Source organism: candidate division Zixibacteria bacterium HGW-Zixibacteria-1, from assembly GCA_002838945.1.
In the GTDB taxonomy this organism is placed as follows: domain Bacteria; phylum Zixibacteria; class MSB-5A5; order GN15; family PGXB01; genus PGXB01.
The window spans coordinates 1-17,780 of sequence record PGXB01000009.1; the positions used below are offsets into that span (position 1 = coordinate 1).

The window sequence follows — 17,780 nt, forward strand, 5'->3', positions numbered from 1 at the left end:
AGATCGATCAAATCTACGCCGCTTTTCCATCAGGACACCTCCTGGATTAAATGTAATCCAACCTACTCAAAGTGTCCACTAAATTGGGGCAAGATCAAACCCCTATGGTTTCGACATCATTTCGTTTCTATTATAATCAAAGAATTGTCAAAACCTCCTTCGCTTCGTTTTTGATTTCTGACCCTTCATATCATTCAGGGGCTTCGACGGGGGTTTGGCCTCCCCATGATCTCATTCCCTTATAAAAACGCCACCACTTTATTGTTAATTCCGGTCGGGGGGTAATATAGAGGGATGTGAATATAATTATGGCTATAGGTGCGTCAAAAATGGGGATTGTCAAGAAGATATGTGGAGGGACAGAACATTGCTCTGTCCGCTTTCATCAAACGCGGACAGGGCACTGCCCTGTCCCTAAGCCTTATTTAGTTTGTAGGGGTGACCCATGTGGTCACCCGTTTCATACAATCGCGGGCGGGGGCAAGCCCCGCCCCTACCGTTTCTATATGGCAGGCCGAAGGCCAGAAAGCGCTTTTGCGCCCGATTTTACTATCAAAATGAAGTCGAAACTTTAAAAATGGGAAAACGAACCCAATTCCGTGTAATTGAATGATGGTAAATATAGTACAAGGGAATTTTCGCAAAAGACGCTGCAAAAACGATAGTAATTTGATGGTAATTTTGTCCCTGTGGTGTCGGGTGCGGAGACCCGACACCACATTTGAATTTTCTCGTAGTTTGTCGGCATCACCGCGCGGCATAATCAAATTTGTCTGGGGTTGTACTTAATCCTCTTCGGAGGTGCGTTTGGAGCCGTAGACGATATCATCATAGAAAACATAATCGGCTTTTTCAAAAGCAGACAGCGAGGGTGTGTTCCAGTCCTCGATCAGGACGGCCAGAACCTTGATACCAAGACCATGCAGGAAATCTTCCGCCGCTTTAATCAATTGCGCCGCCAGGCCGCGCCCGCGAAAATCCGGGTCGATCGCCAGACGGTTGAGCCATCCCTTGCGGCCGTCCGAAGTACCGACAATGACGCCGATCATGATGCCGCCGTCGAACATTCCGAGAAAGCAGGTATCGGCCCGGGCAAATTCAGGGCTCATCGCCTCGCGCGAATCGCGCCCATTCGGGCGGTATTTCAGCCCGGCGCGGGACCACAATGCGATTATATCATCATAATCCGAGACATCAAGATGACGCATCGGGTAATCCATACTTCTCCTCCAGAATTGCGGCAACTTTTTCAATCTTCGTTTCAGTGGCAAACGGTTTCTCGGCCCAGTGCTCGCAGCCGGTGAAATTGAGAAAGACCCCGCGCGAGGGCACCCCGGCTTCTTTGGCCGACCGCATCCCCGAGGCCAGCGTCAGGATGCAGGAGATGCCGATAACGCCCAGCGACGGCTTATGTTTTTTGATCCTCTCCAGTTGCTCGGTTAGTTTTCGTTTGGAAAAGTACCCCTCGACACCATACCTGTCCGCAATCTTCATGATCTTATGGATACTGCAATTGGGGACACAGCGGGTGCAGATTTTACCGTATTTTTTTCTCTTCCGCTCGCACTTGTCGCCCATCAGCGACATGCAGTCCGGCAGAATGATGACGGTATCCCGGGTCTGATTGAAAGCATCCCGGTTGATATATTCGAAGACCTGGTAGTACAGCGCTTCGATTAAATAAATCTGTTTCGGCGTCTGCCGGAATGTCTGATCGCCGCGATCCGAGGATTCCTGGAGGGTTTTTAGATAAAACCCGTCGATATTTTTGAACTCTTCGGAAAACAGGTCAAGTCCTTCATTGAGTATTTTTCTGGTGAAAGCATCCAGCTTTTCATAGAAACTGTCGCCGATGCGGAACGTGATGACAGGTTTTTCGGCCATATTAATAATATAATCCATTTGACGTCAATTTGCCCACAAATAAAAAAACCGGTTGAGAAAATTCAACCGGTTTGAAGGAGCGTTTAATGCCAAACGCAATTAGGGTCGCATATTTTTCTTTTTGCCCCAGTTGTCCATGGTTTTGTCGACCGTGATCCGGTTACGGGCCTCGATGGCTTCCTGGTTATCCGGATTGTATTCGAGCGCCAGGGCATATTCGGTCTGGGCATTCTTGATTTTGCCGAGATTTTCCCAGTTGTGGCCGATGGCCATATGCAATTCGGAGCGAATCATATGATTCTCGGGCGAGTATTTCAGGCTGACACTCAGAATCTCGACTGCCTGGGCATACTCTTTCCGGCCCTGCATGGTCAGGCCGAGATAGTAATGGGCCTCCCAGTTACTGTGATTGAACTGGATCGCTTTTTCGCAGTGCTTTTGGGCCTGTTTGTATTTTCCGCTATAGTAAAATTTCTTGGCCTGGCGGAGATGATTTTCAGACGATACAATATCAGGTTTACCGGGCTTGTCCGGCTGGACAATGACCACCTCTTTGGTGGCGGGCGGCTGTGTTTTGACGACAACCACACCGCGGCTGCAGCCGATTGCAAGCAAGAGCATGACCAATATGGAAAGCAACATTAATTGACGCATGGTGACCTCCAGACTCTAATGGAATTGACCTATTATCCTTATAATTATCGGCATTGACAGCCCTTTCCTGAAAGAGAATTATATTCTGCAATTGACATGAGCCGGGGAAAGGAATATATTCGCGCTATGCTACTGGCCATAGACATAGGTAATTCCAATACGGTTGTCGGCGCCTTCGATAACGGCAATCTGATCAATCATTTCCGGCTGGCTTCGAACCACAGTTTCACCATCGACGAATGCGGTTTTTTCGTGATGGGCCTGCTGGAGAAGCTGAATCTGAAACCGGCGCAGGTTGATCGGGTGATTATCTCATCGGTGGTCCCGCGTCTGACACCGGTGTTTAAGGAAATGTCGAAAAAATATTTGTCGGTCGAGCCTCTTATGGTATCATGTAATCTCAAGCTGCCGATTAAGATAGCTTATGATGACCCGAATGCGGTCGGGGCCGATCGCATTGCCAATGCGGTGGCCGGATTTGTCAAATTCGGCGGGCCGATTATTATTGTCGATTACGGGACAACGACCAATTTCGATGTTATCAATGATTTGGGAGTATATCTGGGCGGAGCTATTGCGCCGGGGCCGGAAACTTCGGCCCAGGAACTGGCCAACCGGGCGGCGCGATTATTTGAAGTTACGGTCGAAAAACCCCGATCGGCAGTGGGGAGAAATACCGCCGATTCGATCAAATCGGGGCTGTTTCATGGCACGGTGGGGCAGGTTGACCACATTATTCGGCTTATTCGCGATGAATTGGGCGGGGATGCCCGCGTCATTGCCACCGGCGGCCTGGCCGAGCAGTTCGTGCAATATTCCCAGTTTATTGAGGCCTCATATCCGGCCCTGACGCTTGAAGGACTAAAAATAATCGCCGACCACCAATCTTCGGAATAATCTAAGGCATTGCCATATAATAAATTACCTTGCCACGGCAATTTTCCCAAAAATAATTGAAATTTCTTGACAATTAAGCGTAAAAGAGTATATTTGACGTCTTGTTAGCACTCGTCGATTGCGAGTGCTAACAGATGATAAACTGGAGAAGTTCATTTAAGACAAAATACAGGAGGAAATTCAATGAACGTAAAACCGTTAGCTGACCGTGTTCTGGTAAAACCGAATGAGGCGACAGAGGTCAAAAAGGGCGGGATCATCATTCCCGATACTGCCAAGGAAAAACCGCAGGAAGGTACCATTATCGAAGTCGGCCCGGGCCGCACCGAAGATGGAAAGATAATTCCGATTGCCGTGAAGAAGGGTGATCGTGTGCTTTATGGAAAATATTCCGGCACCGAAATTTCAATCGAGGGCCAGGAATTATTGTTTATTCGTGAATCCGATATTCTGGCCATTGTCGGTTAATTAAGAAGGAGAATTAAATTATGGCAAAACTAATAGAATATGATGCGGCAGCCCGTGAAAAGCTTAAAGTGGGTATCGATAAACTGGCCAATGCGGTCAAGGTCACCCTTGGTCCCAAAGGCCGCAATGTCATTCTTGACAAGAAATTCGGTACACCGACCGTAACCAAGGACGGTGTCACGGTGGCCAAGGAAATCGAGCTGGAAGATCATTTCGAAAACATGGGCGCTCAAATGGTCAAGGAAGTTGCTTCCAAGACATCCGATGTCGCCGGTGACGGCACCACGACCGCGACAGTTCTGGCTCAGGCCATTTACCGCGAAGGTATCAAGGCTGTTACGGCCGGTATTAATCCGATGGCAATCAAATGCGGTATTGACGGCGCCGTGGTTCATCTTGTAAAAGAGATAAAAAAACTTTCCCAGCCGGTAGCTGGCGATGTGGAGAAGATTCGCCAAGTCGGGACCATTTCGGCCAACTCTGATACTGAGATTGGCAACAAGATTGCCGAAGCGATGGGAAAGGTCGGCAATGATGGTGTTATTACGGTGGAAGAATCTCGAACGATTGAAACGACGCTTGAAGTGGTCGAGGGCATGCAGTTCGACCGCGGCTATGTGTCTCCGTATTTTGTGACCGATCCCGACAATATGGAAGCTGTTCTGGAAGACCCGGTGATCCTGATTCATGACAAGAAGATTTCCACCATGAAGGACCTTCTGCCGATTCTGGAAAAAGTTGCGCAGATGAGCCGGCCGCTTCTCATCATCTCCGAAGATATCGAGAGTGAGGCCCTGGCGACCCTGGTCGTCAATAAGCTTCGGGGCACCATCAAGGTGGCCGCCGTTAAGGCTCCCGGTTTCGGTGATCGCCGAAAAGAAATGCTGGGCGACATTTCCATTCTGACCGGCGGCAAGGTCATCTCCGAAGAGCTTGGGTTCAAGCTTGAGAACACCGTCGTTTCCGATCTTGGCTCCGCCAAGAAGGTTACGATCGACAAGGAAAAAACGACCATCGTCGAGGGCGGCGGTAATACCAATGATATCAAGGCCCGTATCGGCCAGATTCGGAAGCAGATTGAAGACACCACGTCCGATTACGATCGCGAGAAACTCCAGGAACGTCTGGCCAAGCTGGCCGGGGGTGTTGCGGTAATCAATGTCGGCGCGGCCACCGAGACCGAAATGAAGGAAAAGAAAGCGCGTGTCGAGGACGCTCTTCATGCCACTCGCGCGGCGGTTGAGGAAGGCATTGTTCCCGGCGGCGGTGTTGCCTTCCTGCGTGTTATGGATTCATTAAACAGTCTGAAGTTCAGCACCGACGAGATGGTTGGTGTCAATATTATCTGCCGTGCTCTTGAAGAGCCGATCCGGATGATTGCCAGCAATGCCGGTGTCGAGGGCTCGATCGTCGTCGATAAGGTCAAGAGAGAAAAGGGCGCCTTCGGTTATAATGCCGAAACTGATGTCTATGAAGACCTGATCAAGGCCGGTGTCATTGATCCGACCAAGGTCACCCGTACCGCTCTTGAAAACGCGGCTTCAATCAGCGGTCTGCTTTTGACGACCCAGGCCATCATTACCGATAAGCCTGAAGATGAAAAAGCGTCTGCGATGCCCGGCGGCGGTATGCCCGGCGGCATGGGCGGAATGTACTAATTCCCGATTATTCCAATTGTAATAAAGACCTCTGTCGTTTCCGGCAGAGGTCTTTTTTACATTTAATAATTTATTTGCGGAAGATCAGACTTTCCAATTCGCCGCAATTGGTGTCGTAATTCAGGGAATTGATACCGACAGCTTTGAATTTCTGATAATTTACCAGCGCCTTTTCAATGTCGCCTGTCATGGCATAAGTCTTGGCCAGAATAAAATAAGAGGCGGAATAGGTTGAATCTTTCAGGGTCATTTTCTGAGTATATTTATAAACCGAATCAACCCTGGCGTTTTTCATGTATGTCGTCGCCAGCCCTTCGAGGATGACCATATTGGTGCTGTCCAGGCGATAGGCCCGCGTGAGAGCCGCCGCGGCTTCGTCATCGCGATTCATGGTGGATAAAATCATGGCATGATTGCACATTAGAAGCGGATCATATTGACGCAATTGCAGGGCCATTTTTGACTCTTCAAGTGCCCCCTCAAAGTCATTGGCGTAAAGATCAAACATGCTTAAGAGATTATGGTAATTTGACGAGTACTTGTCCGGGTCAATCGATTTGATGAGCGTTCCGGCAAGTTCAAGATTGTAATTATCAAGGGCCCGGAAAGCCTGATCCATTCTTTTTTCGTTGGGGAAATTCCTGTCAATAATGTTTATGATTCTATCGGCCTCTTTTTTCTGACCAAGGCCAAGATAATAATTTTTCAAGGTGACCAGTGATGGGAATGATTTATTTTGATCCAGCTCAATAATGTAGTTGAAGTATTTAATCGAGTTTGCCCGATTCAAATTGACCAGCAGGAGGGGTGCTACTGCTATAAGCAAATATATGATTAATGTCGGCATTATTTTTTTAATGACGGGGATTTGCTTGGTGGCAATCAGTGTGATTAATGAGAGATTCAACCCGACGGCCATGAATGAGAACAGATCCCAGTCGCGAGGCATGGCCAGTTTGGGATCGATTATGAAAAGAAATGTAAGACTGAAAATTGCAATAAGAGCCAGGAAAAGTGAATCTTTTGCCTTTTTAATTTTTGTGAAGTCCCCAATAGACATGTATAGCAACCAGGGTAATAATGGTGACAGCAGAAACAGTTGGTTGGCTATGTCTAATAAATGTCTCAAGCCAAGGAGTGAGTATTCGGGATAAATATCCTTGCCTTTGAAGAGCGGAAGGAAAATATTCTGGAAGTACAGATCAGATTTGTATTTAAGAATGAACAGGATAATAAAGCCTATGGCGCCGATCGCAGTTAGTATCCATAGTCCGGCTTTGAACTTTTTATAAAAAGTGAGTCCTTTGCCGTTGCAGAAGATGAGAAACAAATATGCCGGCAGGAGCACCGCCATTTGTAAATGCACCAGAATTCCAGCCAGGAGGAACAAGCCGGCAGCGATTATTCCACGGCCATTTTGTGTTCTTTTCAACCCGAAATAGACAAAACTGCACAGCGGCGGCCATATTAGCGGATAATTCTCGACATATCCGAAAAACAGGAGAATCGCGGATGATATCATAAGGGTTGAAAAGCTCAAAAGTCGTAGCATATTATCTTTTGTGATCAGTTCGGCAATCAAAAAATAAGACCAGATTGAAACCATCCCGGAAAAGACGGAAACTAATTGAAATGCGGCGCGGGCGGTATGCTCGTTTTTGGGGCCGATTAAAGATTGTATCTGTGAGAGAAGAACAGTGATCCACCTTTCGCTCCACTTGTAGAAAGTCCCGGAATCGGAACCGAGATTGGCAATCAGGGTGTACCCATCACCAAGAAAATGGGTCGGCGCCGCGAAGATTGTAAACAGTGCACCCGCGACGGCCACAAAAACCAGTCGGTAGAAATATTTCCGCCGGCTATCGAAAAATACTCCCGAGAATCCGGACGATAGGTCAAAATTTCCGCGCCAACTGCCGGAAATAAAAGGCAGCATGAGGGCGACCAATGAAGCGATCGCAAATAATAGGGTATATGAGTCGGGAAGAAATATAAAATGGTTAAATCCCCAAATTCGAGCCGAGGGGAATAAAACCGCTATGAATCTGATCAGCAGAAGGAAGACAATTAAGCTGAATGAGATCCAGAAAACGGCATTCCCTCTGTCAGGAATATTCTCCGGCGTATTATTATGACTACTTTTTCCACCTGATGTCATTATGTATTTCACCCTGTCATTTGTTTTGAATCAATTGCTGCAGCTCAGCGCTTCTGGCATTATACAACGGATCTCTGGTTCCTCTGGAAAGATATATCTCGGCATTGTCATGCGCCTGTGTCAATCTGCCGAGTTGTATATTTATTTTTGCCAACAGGTAATAACCGGCCACGTTGGCCGAATCCAGTTGAATCAATTTTTCCGCGTAATAATATGCCGAATCCGGTTTGGCGCTGTTGAGAAAGACATTTGACACCATCTCCACGACTTCAGGGGAAGTGTTGTTGTATTTATAAGCCTGCCGGACAGATTCAATTGCCTCGCCGGGCTGCCGTAGCGCGGAAAAGATATATGTTCGAGTCAGATAATATTTATAGTTGTATTTTTGAAGCTGAATAAGCTTATCGGATTCTTCCAGAGCTTTTTGATACTCGCCGGAACTCATGTAGAGCGTACTCATAAAGTTGTGATAATTGGCCGAGAACTTGTCCGGTTTGATGGAGGCGGCAATGCTGCGGGCCCGATTTAGATCGCGCCGGCGCATCGCCGAGAAGGCTTCCTGCATTTTTGATTCATCGGGAAACCAGACCTGAATAATATTATTAATCGAATCGCCGCTGATTTTGTCATTAATGTCGCCGTAATAACCGCGAAGCGTTATCAGGCTCGACATCGACTTGCCCTTATCGAGGTCGATCATGTACTTGAAATAGTCTTTGGAGCGGGCCGCATTGAGATTGGTCGCAAGATAGGGGATAACCGCGGCAATTAAATATATGGTTATGCTTATTATCAGGCGGGAAAGCGATTCAATATGTTTTTTATCGATCAGATAAATAAACAACAAGGTGGGTGCGAAAGCGGCCAGTGAAAACAGATCCCAGTCGCGGGGCATCGCCAGTTTAGGGTCAATCGCGAATAGAAACAACAGGCCGGCGGCGGAGATCAATACCAGAAATATAGAAATATCCTGCCTGAACATTTTCTTCAGATTTCCAAACGAAGCTGCCAGAAGAAGTATAATTGCCGGTGACAGAAGAATAAGTTGATTGAAGATATCAGCCAAATGCGGAAAGCTTAATAATGAATATTCGGGGGCAATTGGCTTACCTCTCAATAAAGGCAGAAAGATATTCTCGAAATAGAGATCGCGGTTATATTTATAGAAGAATATCGCGATAAACGCGACCAAACCCAAAATAAGCAGACTCCAAATATAAATTCGAAGTTGTCTATAAAGGTTCTTTCCCATACCGCGGCACAGCAAAAGAAAAACCATGGCCGGTATCATAAATACGAATTGGAGATGGACCAACATTCCAAATATCAGGAAGAGGCCGCAGAGGGCAAGCCCCCGGCCATTTTTTATGTAATTGGAGCCGAAAAAGATGAAGCCGGTTAGGGCGGGCCACAGAAGCGGATAATTTTCGACATAGCCAAAAAAGAGCAACAGAACAGCCGAAAATAATGACGAGATAAAAATAAGCAACCGTTTGAAGCGATCTTCGGCCAGGATTCCGGCGATTTGAAAGAAAAACCAGGTGGAGACTATTCCCGAAATGACAGAGATGGTTCTGAAGGAACAAAGTGCCGTCTGCTCATTCCGTCCGCCCAATAAGGCCTGGATGCCGGATAATAGTAAAGTGATACTTTTTTCGCTCCATTTATAAAAGGTGCCTTGTGCGGAAGCCAGATTGCTCAAGACAGTGTAGCCATCACCGAGAAAATGGGTCGAGGCCGCAAAAAAAACAAAAGCAACGGCGGCCAAAATAATAAAACCGAACCTGAAATAATATTTCTTTGTTGATTCATAGAAGAACTGATGGAATTTCTCCGAGACTTTTTTTCCAGCGGCGGGTTCAGTCAGGAAAGGGATTCCTAATGCGATAATGGCGGCTATTATATATGCGATGGTATAACCGGACGGCAGGAACAACAAATGATTCAGTCCCCACAGCCTTGCCCCCGGCATCAGAAGCGGGACCAGTCGCATCAGGAAGAGAATAGTCAGAACCAGATATAACGGCAGGAACAGATTTTTTCGCATACTCAAACTCGTTTTCAAAAAGGTCGGCTTTTATATTTTAATATCCTCTAATTTATTGACTAATAGTGATTTTTTCAATAACATATATGCCGCCATGAGTATTGAGAGTTTTTTAAGCATAATCGGGAAGGAATTTCCCGATGACAGGCTGACTTATCAGAAAGGGGTGCCCACTTTTCATCCAGAGTCGGCTCATGAAGCGGCGCATCTTTTTGGTTTAGCCAACCAGAACAATCAACAACTGTTTATCACCGGATTTGGCAATAATATTTCGCCGGTCGGGGAGAAATTTGCCAATATTGTAGCCATCCACACCGACCGCCTTAATAAATTGGTTAAGGTCGTTCCGGCCGATTATTATGTCGAAGTCGGGGCAGGGTATCCGCTGAAAGAGCTGAATCTTCACCTTAAGGAATTCGGGCTTTTTTTGCCGCTGGCGGACTTACCTTATGTCGGCTCGATCGGCGGGGCGCTGGCGGCAGGGTTGGCGGCGATGCGTCTGGGCCACCCGTTGCCGATCGGCCGCTACTTTCTCATGGCCGAAATCGCCGTTCCCGAGGGAAAGGTAATTGAGCCGGGTTCGGCTTGTTTTAAGTCGGTCTCGGGTCTGGATATAGTGAAAATCTTTTCGCCCTCATGGGGTATGCTGGGCCTGATAGTTACGGCCACATTGCGCGTCCTGCCATTGACCGCCAGGGATGAATATGTCGATATGTGTATGCTCCCTATAGAGTATGAGAAATTTGCCCTGAATTATACTCATCCCGGTGACAACCAATCAGCCGTTTACTCGCTTAAAATCAAAGAAAAATTCGATCCGAATGACATTCTGCCATTGGTCGATATTACCCGAGAATAGCCGGTTAATTATGGCAAGCCGGCCATCGACATCTCGAATATCTTGACAATATCCTGTTTATAAAGCGGCTTGGGATTATCCAGGTAACCGGTTCCGTGCGAATAAATCCTCAGCGTGTCATCAGCCATTTGCTCGAATTTGGAATCGTCAATTTCGATATCAGTCATGGTAATATAGCGATCGACCGATTTCAGGAAGTTAATCATGCCCATGACCGCCGCTTCGGCCTGTTCTATATCTGAAAGACCGGGATAGACATCGAACAGCTCGCGGGCCATCAGGGCATATTTTTCCGGCCGTGATCTATAAGTATAGGTCATTAACCGCGGCAGGAGTAACGCCAGACCGCGCCCGTGAGAAATGTCATAATGGGCCGAGAGGGCGTGTTCCATGGCATGAAGCGGGAAGGGGCCGCCGCGGCCGGAGTTGACCATGCCGGATAAGGCGATAGCCGAGGCCCAGGATAATTGCGCGCGCGCGCCGATATCATCAGGTTTTTTCAGCACTTTGGGCAGGTAATCCATGACGGTTTTCACGATAGCAAGGGAGAAGTGGTCTTGAATCGGGGTTTCCTCGACACCGGTGAAAAAGCCTTCTATTACATGGCAGATGATGTCGATAGCGCCATCGATAGTATAATCTCTCGGAACGGTGACAGTCAGTTCCGGGTCGATTATCGAGACCTTTGGAAAAAGAATAGGGCCGCCGATTATTGCTTTCTCATGTTTTTCCCAGTTGGTAATGACACCACCGGCGTCGGCTTCGGAGCCGGTTGCGGCCAGGGTGGGGATTTCGATAATCGGAAGAGCTTTGGTGATTTTTGGCGGGACCGGTTGTCCGTGATAAACCAGATCCCAAACGGGAACATTCATGGCAGCGGCGGCCGCGATACCCTTGGCGGCATCCATCGGTGAGCCTCCGCCGAGTCCGATGATCAGGTTAATCTTGTTCTTACGGACCAGATCGGCCGCTTCATCAATAGTCGATGAGCGCGGATTCGGCTCAATTTTATCAAAGACAATAGCCGCGATGCCTTCCTGTTCGAGTTTGTCGGTTACGCGATTGACAATTCCGAATTGCGAGGCGGACCGTTTGCCGGTAACAATCAGGGCCTTGTCACCATATTGTTTGGCCTCAACTCCGATCTTATCAATTTCGCCCTGTCCGAAAATGAGTTTGGTGGGCAGATAAAAAGTAAAATTTTGCATTTTATTTCTCCTGTATTAATTTCGATTAGTGATATTCTTTAATTATAAGAAAACAACTGCCAAATGCCAAAGTTTCTTAAGCACCTTATAATAATTATTAATTTTGGCGTTTTTTTAGTTAAGTTTCGGACATATATTGTATCATTGAATAATTATGAAAGCAAATCTACATATTGACGGCACAAATGCCGGTAAACCTCTCAAAGTTCTTTTCGTCACTCACAATTATATCCGGTTTGTGGGGGATTTTGCCGGGGTCTTTTTGCATTTGCTGGCCAGGAAACTCAGAGAGAACGGGATAGAGGTCCATGTAGTTGCGCCTCATGATGCCGCTATTCCTGAAATGGAAGAGATCCAGGGCATCAAGATTTACCGTTTCAGGTATGGTCCCGACGAAAAAGAGACTTTTGCCTATCGCGGCAACATGCACCGCCAGCTATTCAGGAATCCTTTCAAGATTTTCAGATTGTTGAAATTCCTGTCGTCGGCCCGGAGACTGGCGTCGGAAGTGATCGAAAAAGAGAATATTCCTGTCGTCTCGGTGCACTGGCTGGTGCCGAATGCGCTTATCGGTCGTCGATTGAAGCGCAAATATAATGACAAAATCAGGCTGCTTTTTCATTCTCACGGGACCGATGTGCGACTGCTGACCGGAGTTCCGTTTGTATATACCTTTCTAAAACCCACTATCAGGAAGGCCGAACGCTGGACGGTGGTTTCGAGTTACCTGAAAAATCTGGTGACAGCAAAAGACAATTCAATCGGAGATAAAATCGAAATCATCCCGCTTCCCAATGACGAGAAGATCTTTTATCCCGATGATAATGTTCTCGAGGATTCCAACCTGGTGGTGGCGGTTTCGAGGTTGACATCACAAAAGCGACTTTATTTGTTACTGAAGGCAATCAAGATTGTCTCTGGAAAGCACCCGAATGTAAAGCTTGGCATATACGGAGCCGGCCCTGAAAAAGAGAGTCTGGAGAATCTGATAAAAGAATTGGGGCTGGAGGGCCGGGCAAAAATTCACAAACCGGTCGATCAGAGAGACCTGAGGCAGGTTTATAATAAGGCCGCGGTGGTGGTGCTTAATTCGGTCGATGAAGGCTTCGGGTTGGCGTTGACCGAGGCGATGTTGTGCGAGACGGCGGTAATTGGAGCCCGGTCGGGTGGAATTGTCGATATTATTGATGATGAAAAGACGGGTCTTCTGGTCGTTCCGGATGATGTCGAGGACTTATCCCGTGCGATTCTAAGGATTCTGGAAGATGCCACTTTACGCCAGCGGCTCGGAGAAGCGGGGTATGAGAAGGCAAAAGCGAGTTTTTCATCGGAAGCATCAGCCGCCCGATTTGCGGAGCTATTCAAGGGTAAAAAATCAACTCAATGAAGATGTTGATGCCAGCCGGGCATCTATTCTGGTCAGAATATCTCTGACATCAGTATATCTTGCAAGCAATTTTCCCGCAAAATACCGCCTGAATTTATCTTTGGAATTATTGCTATTCCTGCCCGCGAACTCCGTCAGCGAACTTTTCCAGGCCGCATTAAACTCATCATCGGTGAGAGTCATTTCCGAGGCTTCGGTATCAATGATGCCATCGGCCGCCAGAATCAAAATCTGCTTCAGTTTATTATAGGACCAGTTTCCGTTGAAGGAACCTTTGATAATTTTGGAAAGGTGCAGCGTGTCACATTTGGTGAGGTCATATCCCCGGCGTCTCAACCCGACGAAAAGACCGGTGCAGATATGTGCCATCTTTTTCAGATAACCGGAATATTCTTTATCCGAACACTCTTTGGCCAGCCGGTCGAACAGGTCGGCGAAGCGTGACAGCGAGAGCGCCTTAACTTGTTCCTCATGGAGACCCAGCTCCGACCAGCGGCGATGTTTCTCCCACAGGGGTTCGCCCACGGCGGTCCGGAGAGCATCGACTCTTTCCCCTGCAATTCTGACCGGGGGATGATCGGTATCCGGATACATTCGATCGGGGCCGGGGAGGATGCGCTCGAAATCGGTAGTTCCGTCTTTTATATCCTGACGGGTTTCATTGGGAACACCCGAGGCTAGTTCGGATATACGAATTTTTATTTCATTGATGGCGGTCGTGATATCTTCGGACGGTCCGCAAATCAGGACGATATCATCGCCGCGTTCCGGCTTGAGTTCATCGACCACATTATTCCAGAGTTCTTCGGGGATATCGTACTTTTCCCGCTGGGAGTAGAAAAACAGGTTGGGTCGGGTGTCGATACAGGCGATGACCCTGACTCGTCCCGACAGCTCAAAGCCAAAATCCCGTCCCGGCTGGAGCATATATGATATAATATCCACCATTCGGGGCAGTTTCAATCCGACCACTTTGAGGGGATGGTCACTTTCCAATCGTCGTCCTATCTGATTGGCGGTGCCGCTGAAATTCAAAGTGAAAACGGCTTCATCGTAAGGTATCTCACCCGGTTTGGGGAAATGCTCCCTGAAGATATTTTTCAGCTCCAATAATCCCTGTTGGCGATATGCTTCAGAGGCGGTGAGATCGGGAATATTGCCGACTTTATGTACACCTTTGATTTCGACCCGGTCGCCGCCGGTAATGGAGACATTGACGTCCTGGCGGACGGTTCCGATGCCTCGCCGAACGAGCCCCGTAACCTTCATGGCATTGCCCAGCAGGCGGCAGACCTCGGCCGCTTCACCGGGATCCTTCATGTCGGCACCGGTGATAATTTCCACCAGCGGAATTGACAGTCGGTCGGTGGCAAAGACAATGCAATGGCCGATATCGGAAACCTCCCGGCAGGCCTCTTCCTCAAGATTGACCTGCGAAATCTCTATCTTTTTTCCTTTGAAGGGGACCCAGCCATCGATTCCAATTATCATGGTCCTTTGGAAGCCGGTCGGGATGGAGCCGTCAAGGTACTGCTTTCGAATCACATGAAGTTCATCGACTATTTTGCAGTTAAACAGGAGGGCCAGTTTTATGGCGATATCGACCGCCTCCTGATTGACCAGGAAGGGAGGCGTATCATCCATTTCATAAGTGCAGGTTCGTTCGCGATAAAGCCGGTAAATGACATTTTTTTTGGTCTTGAACTCCATCAGGGCGGTGCCGTCATACTCCCCCAGTTCCGAGAGAGTCGGCCGCATATGCCGCAAAATTTCAGCGTCATGGGGGGCGCCGGTCAACCCGACGGGACAATGACAAAACAGTTTATTTTTTGTATTAAGCTGCTGGTGAATTTCCAGCCCGCATTTAAATCCCAGTGATTTCAACAGGGCATAGTTTTTTAATTCAAAATCATTTTTACTCATAACGATGCGCAATATATATTGTATTGCAGAAAATCAAAGATTTTTTTTCAGATTATTATACGGTTTCCGGTATTTAAAATCGTCTAAATTTGGGATACAATAGCCCGAAATTCGACAGAGGCAACTGGAAATTATCAGAGCAATTGTACTCTTTCAGATATATCATAAAGGGAGGCAGTAATGGGATCAATAGAAGCCATCATAGACCGTCAGCTTCGTAAATGGGAGCTGGAGCAACGGATACGTCGGGAAGCGGCCGAAAAAGGCAAAAAGCCGATTGTCAAACCGATTGTTACTATCAGCCGTCAGAGGGGCAGCCAGGGGAGACATATTGCGGCGCAATTGGCTGAAAAACTTGGTTATGATTTTCTGCATCGGGAGGTAATCGACAAGATTTGCGAGTCATCGGGCTACAGACGCAAAATAATAGAATCACTTGATGACAAGGTTCGTCATGGGATTGAACTCTGGTTCGAGGGGGTATTCAAGGGACCTTATGTCGACGCTTCGGATTATTTTCGCCATCTCTACCGGGTGATTATGACTATTGCGGAGCATGGAGGCGTGGTGGTCGTGGGGCGCTGTGCCAATTTTATTGTTAAGGCCGACCAGGGATTTCACCTTAGAATTGTCTGCTCACTCTCCCGGCGGATTGAGACCCTGGTCAAACATCAGGGGTTTACCCCGAAGGCGGCGGAGCAGGAAATCAAGGAATTCGATCGCAGCCGGGCCGAATTTGTCAGGCGCAATTTTCACCGGGATATCAATGACCCGATGGCTTATGACTTGATTATCAACACTACTTTCATAGAGAGCGACCAGGCTGTCAGGCTGATTGAAGAGGGGATGAGGGCCAAGACCTTATCAGGGATTAAGTTTCCAGAATAGCAGGATATCGGGACTTAACCCGGGAAAACATGACAAGGCCGGCCTTTTTACATTTTGCACTTGCATCTTTACACCCCCGCATTATATTGAAGTACCATTATCGTCGGCAAAAAACATATGTGGAGGTCATATTTCAATGTGTTATCTGACTGAAGTGTAATTTCAGAATCCTTAAGAAGATCATGTATTTTATCCATAAAATAATAGACTTTATTTAAGTCTGAAGGGAGAGGAGAAGCGTTCATGCCTCTTGATATGAAGCCTGATAGAAAGGCCATAGATAAATTAATTGAAATACAATGCCGGAAATGGGAGTTGAGCCGCCGGCAATTGGCGAGTGGAAAAAAGAGTGAATCCACATGCCAAAGACACCCGATAGTCACTCTAAGCCGCATGCGGGGGAGCCAGGGGCGGTATATTGCCGAACAGCTGGCCAAACGTTTCGACTATCGGTTTCTTGACCGCGAAGTGATTGATGAGATTTGCCGCGTCAGTAAATTCCGAAAGCAGGTTATTGAACTGGTTGATAATTATGCCCGGAAGGAGATTGAACTGATTGACCGCCCGCTTTTAAGGGAAAAATATATCGGTAAAACCAATTACTTCCAACACTTGACCAATGTAATTCTCTCCCTGTCTTCGCTGGGAGGTGTCGTGGTATTGGGGCGGTGTGCCAGCTATATTGCTAAACCGTCCGAAACATTCCGTATCAGGATCGTCGCCCCGGTTGCCCGCCGGATAAATAACCTGGTAAAATTCGAAAAGCTGACAAGGGAGAAGGCTATGGAGGAAGTGAGAAAGTCAGATAAACAGCGCTCCGATTTCGTCAGGAAATATTTTAAGAAGGCTGTCATGGGACTGGATCAATACGATATATTAATCAATACTGCTTACTATGATGTCAATGATGCCATTGACTTGGCGGAAGAGGCGATGCGGCGTAAATTCAAGCTCGAAAGAAAATAAGAGGGATTTTCCTGATCCCGCCGGACCAAGGCAATTGGTCCGGTTTTTCATAAATTCGGCGCCGTCTATTCCCGGCAAAGGCGGTTGACCTCTGACAGAAATTTTTAAAATAATTGTTTTAATATAAAAATTTTTGTTGCAATACTATTGTGTAATGACGTTAATTTCTTCGTACGGCGTCGAAGTTCATAGACGATTAATGCAAAATCAAAAGATTGCATCGACGCATGATTCGGGCAAATGTAAAAGACTAGAGCAGCATAAACATTAACACTCCTAAACAAAAAGGAGCCAGGCATGCCAGTTAAGAAGACGGCAAAGAAGAAACCCGCGGCAAAGAAGCCGGCGGCCAAGAAGAAACCCACCGCAAAGAAAACCACAAAGAAGGCAGCGCCCAAGAAAAAAGCTGCTACCAAGAAACCCGCTACTAAAAAGGCTGCGCCCAAGAAGGCCGCACCCAAGAAAAAAGCAGCTCCCAAGAAGAAAGTGCCGCGCAAGCCTAATCCGGCTTTCATGAAGCCCATGACACCGGATGCTATGCTGGCGGTTGTTGTCGGGAGTAAGCCCATTCCTCGGACCGAGATCACGAAGAAAATCTGGGCCTACATCAAGAAGAACAAACTTCAGAATCCCGAAAACAAGAGAGAGATCATGGCCGATGACGCTTTGAAGCCGCTCTTTGACGGTAAGAAGAAGGTCAATATGTTTGAGATGACCAAGCTGGTCAACAAGCATATGAAATAGGTCGGATTACAGTATTTACAAGGGCCGGGTTTATCCCGG

General features: G+C 47.4%; 15 protein-coding genes. 8 read left to right on the forward strand and 7 right to left on the reverse strand.

From position 1 onward, the window contains the following. Nucleotides 1-785: 785 nt before the first annotated feature. From CVT49_05175 to CVT49_05185, 3 genes are all read right to left on the reverse strand, one after another. A complete protein-coding gene (locus CVT49_05175) occupies nt 786-1,220 on the reverse strand; it encodes a hypothetical protein (protein ID PKK84019.1) in 435 nt (144 codons plus the stop codon). Next, on the reverse strand, nt 1,195-1,902 hold the full coding sequence (locus CVT49_05180) for a hypothetical protein (GenBank protein ID PKK84020.1): 708 nt from the start codon (nt 1,900-1,902) through the stop codon (nt 1,195-1,197). Before CVT49_05180 ends, CVT49_05175 begins: the two co-directional genes overlap by 26 nt. An 81-nt stretch (nt 1,903-1,983) precedes the next feature. Then, nucleotides 1,984-2,526 carry a hypothetical protein gene (locus CVT49_05185; GenBank protein PKK84021.1) on the reverse strand — a complete coding sequence of 181 codons (543 nt, stop codon included), beginning with the start codon at nt 2,524-2,526 and terminating at the stop codon, nt 1,984-1,986. A gap of 108 nt (nt 2,527-2,634) precedes the next feature. Here CVT49_05185 and CVT49_05190 point away from each other — a divergent pair, with 108 nt between their 5' ends. The 3 genes from CVT49_05190 to groL all read left to right on the forward strand — a co-directional run bounded on the left by CVT49_05190 (nt 2,635) and on the right by groL (nt 5,561). Further along, on the forward strand, nt 2,635-3,435 hold the full coding sequence (locus CVT49_05190) for a pantothenate kinase (protein PKK84022.1): 801 nt from the start codon (nt 2,635-2,637) through the stop codon (nt 3,433-3,435). A gap of 183 nt (nt 3,436-3,618) precedes the next feature. Next, nucleotides 3,619-3,903 (forward strand): co-chaperone GroES, encoded by a 285-nt coding sequence (locus CVT49_05195; protein PKK84023.1) that lies wholly within the window; start codon nt 3,619-3,621, stop codon nt 3,901-3,903. Between the two features lie 20 nt (nt 3,904-3,923). Continuing rightward, nucleotides 3,924-5,561 (forward strand): chaperonin GroEL, encoded by a 1,638-nt coding sequence (groL, locus tag CVT49_05200; GenBank protein PKK84024.1) that lies wholly within the window; start codon nt 3,924-3,926, stop codon nt 5,559-5,561. A gap of 70 nt (nt 5,562-5,631) precedes the next feature. On the opposite strand, the gene CVT49_05205 is transcribed toward groL, so the two are convergent. Continuing rightward, nucleotides 5,632-7,719 carry a hypothetical protein gene (locus CVT49_05205; GenBank protein PKK84025.1) on the reverse strand — a complete coding sequence of 696 codons (2,088 nt, stop codon included), beginning with the start codon at nt 7,717-7,719 and terminating at the stop codon, nt 5,632-5,634. A 16-nt stretch (nt 7,720-7,735) separates the two neighbouring features. Continuing rightward, nucleotides 7,736-9,766, reverse strand: a complete 2,031-nt coding sequence (locus CVT49_05210; GenBank protein PKK84026.1) for a hypothetical protein — start codon at nt 9,764-9,766, stop codon at nt 7,736-7,738. Nucleotides 9,767-9,821: 55 nt separating this feature from the next. Between CVT49_05210 and CVT49_05215 the strand changes: the two genes are divergently transcribed. Then, complete coding sequence (locus tag CVT49_05215; GenBank protein ID PKK84027.1) at nt 9,822-10,625, forward strand: hypothetical protein; 804 nt, start codon at nt 9,822-9,824, stop codon at nt 10,623-10,625. A gap of 8 nt (nt 10,626-10,633) precedes the next feature. Here CVT49_05215 and CVT49_05220 read toward each other — a convergent pair whose 3' ends face one another. Then, complete coding sequence (locus CVT49_05220; protein PKK84028.1) at nt 10,634-11,833, reverse strand: butanol dehydrogenase; 1,200 nt, start codon at nt 11,831-11,833, stop codon at nt 10,634-10,636. 154 nt (nt 11,834-11,987) lie between these two features. Between CVT49_05220 and CVT49_05225 the strand changes: the two genes are divergently transcribed. Then, nucleotides 11,988-13,220, forward strand: coding sequence for a hypothetical protein (locus CVT49_05225; GenBank protein PKK84029.1), 1,233 nt, complete (start codon nt 11,988-11,990; stop codon nt 13,218-13,220). Here CVT49_05225 and CVT49_05230 read toward each other — a convergent pair. Then, the gene (locus CVT49_05230) at nt 13,209-15,143 is read right to left on the reverse strand and encodes a Glu-tRNA(Gln) amidotransferase GatDE subunit E (protein PKK84030.1); all 1,935 of its coding nucleotides are present in this window, start codon (nt 15,141-15,143) and stop codon (nt 13,209-13,211) included. The two genes, CVT49_05225 and CVT49_05230, sit on opposite strands and share 12 nt — an antisense overlap. Nucleotides 15,144-15,323: 180 nt before the next feature. On the opposite strand from CVT49_05230, the gene CVT49_05235 reads away from it, so the two are divergent. The 3 genes from CVT49_05235 to CVT49_05245 all read left to right on the forward strand — a co-directional run bounded on the left by CVT49_05235 (nt 15,324) and on the right by CVT49_05245 (nt 17,741). Next, nucleotides 15,324-16,031, forward strand: a complete 708-nt coding sequence (locus tag CVT49_05235) for a hypothetical protein (protein ID PKK84031.1) — start codon at nt 15,324-15,326, stop codon at nt 16,029-16,031. A 243-nt stretch (nt 16,032-16,274) separates the two neighbouring features. After that, entirely contained in the window at nt 16,275-16,997 is a 723-nt protein-coding gene (locus CVT49_05240) for a hypothetical protein (GenBank protein PKK84032.1), read from the forward strand. Nucleotides 16,998-17,294: 297 nt separating this feature from the next. Continuing rightward, entirely contained in the window at nt 17,295-17,741 is a 447-nt protein-coding gene (locus tag CVT49_05245; protein ID PKK84033.1) for a hypothetical protein, read from the forward strand. Nucleotides 17,742-17,780: the final 39 nt, after the last annotated feature.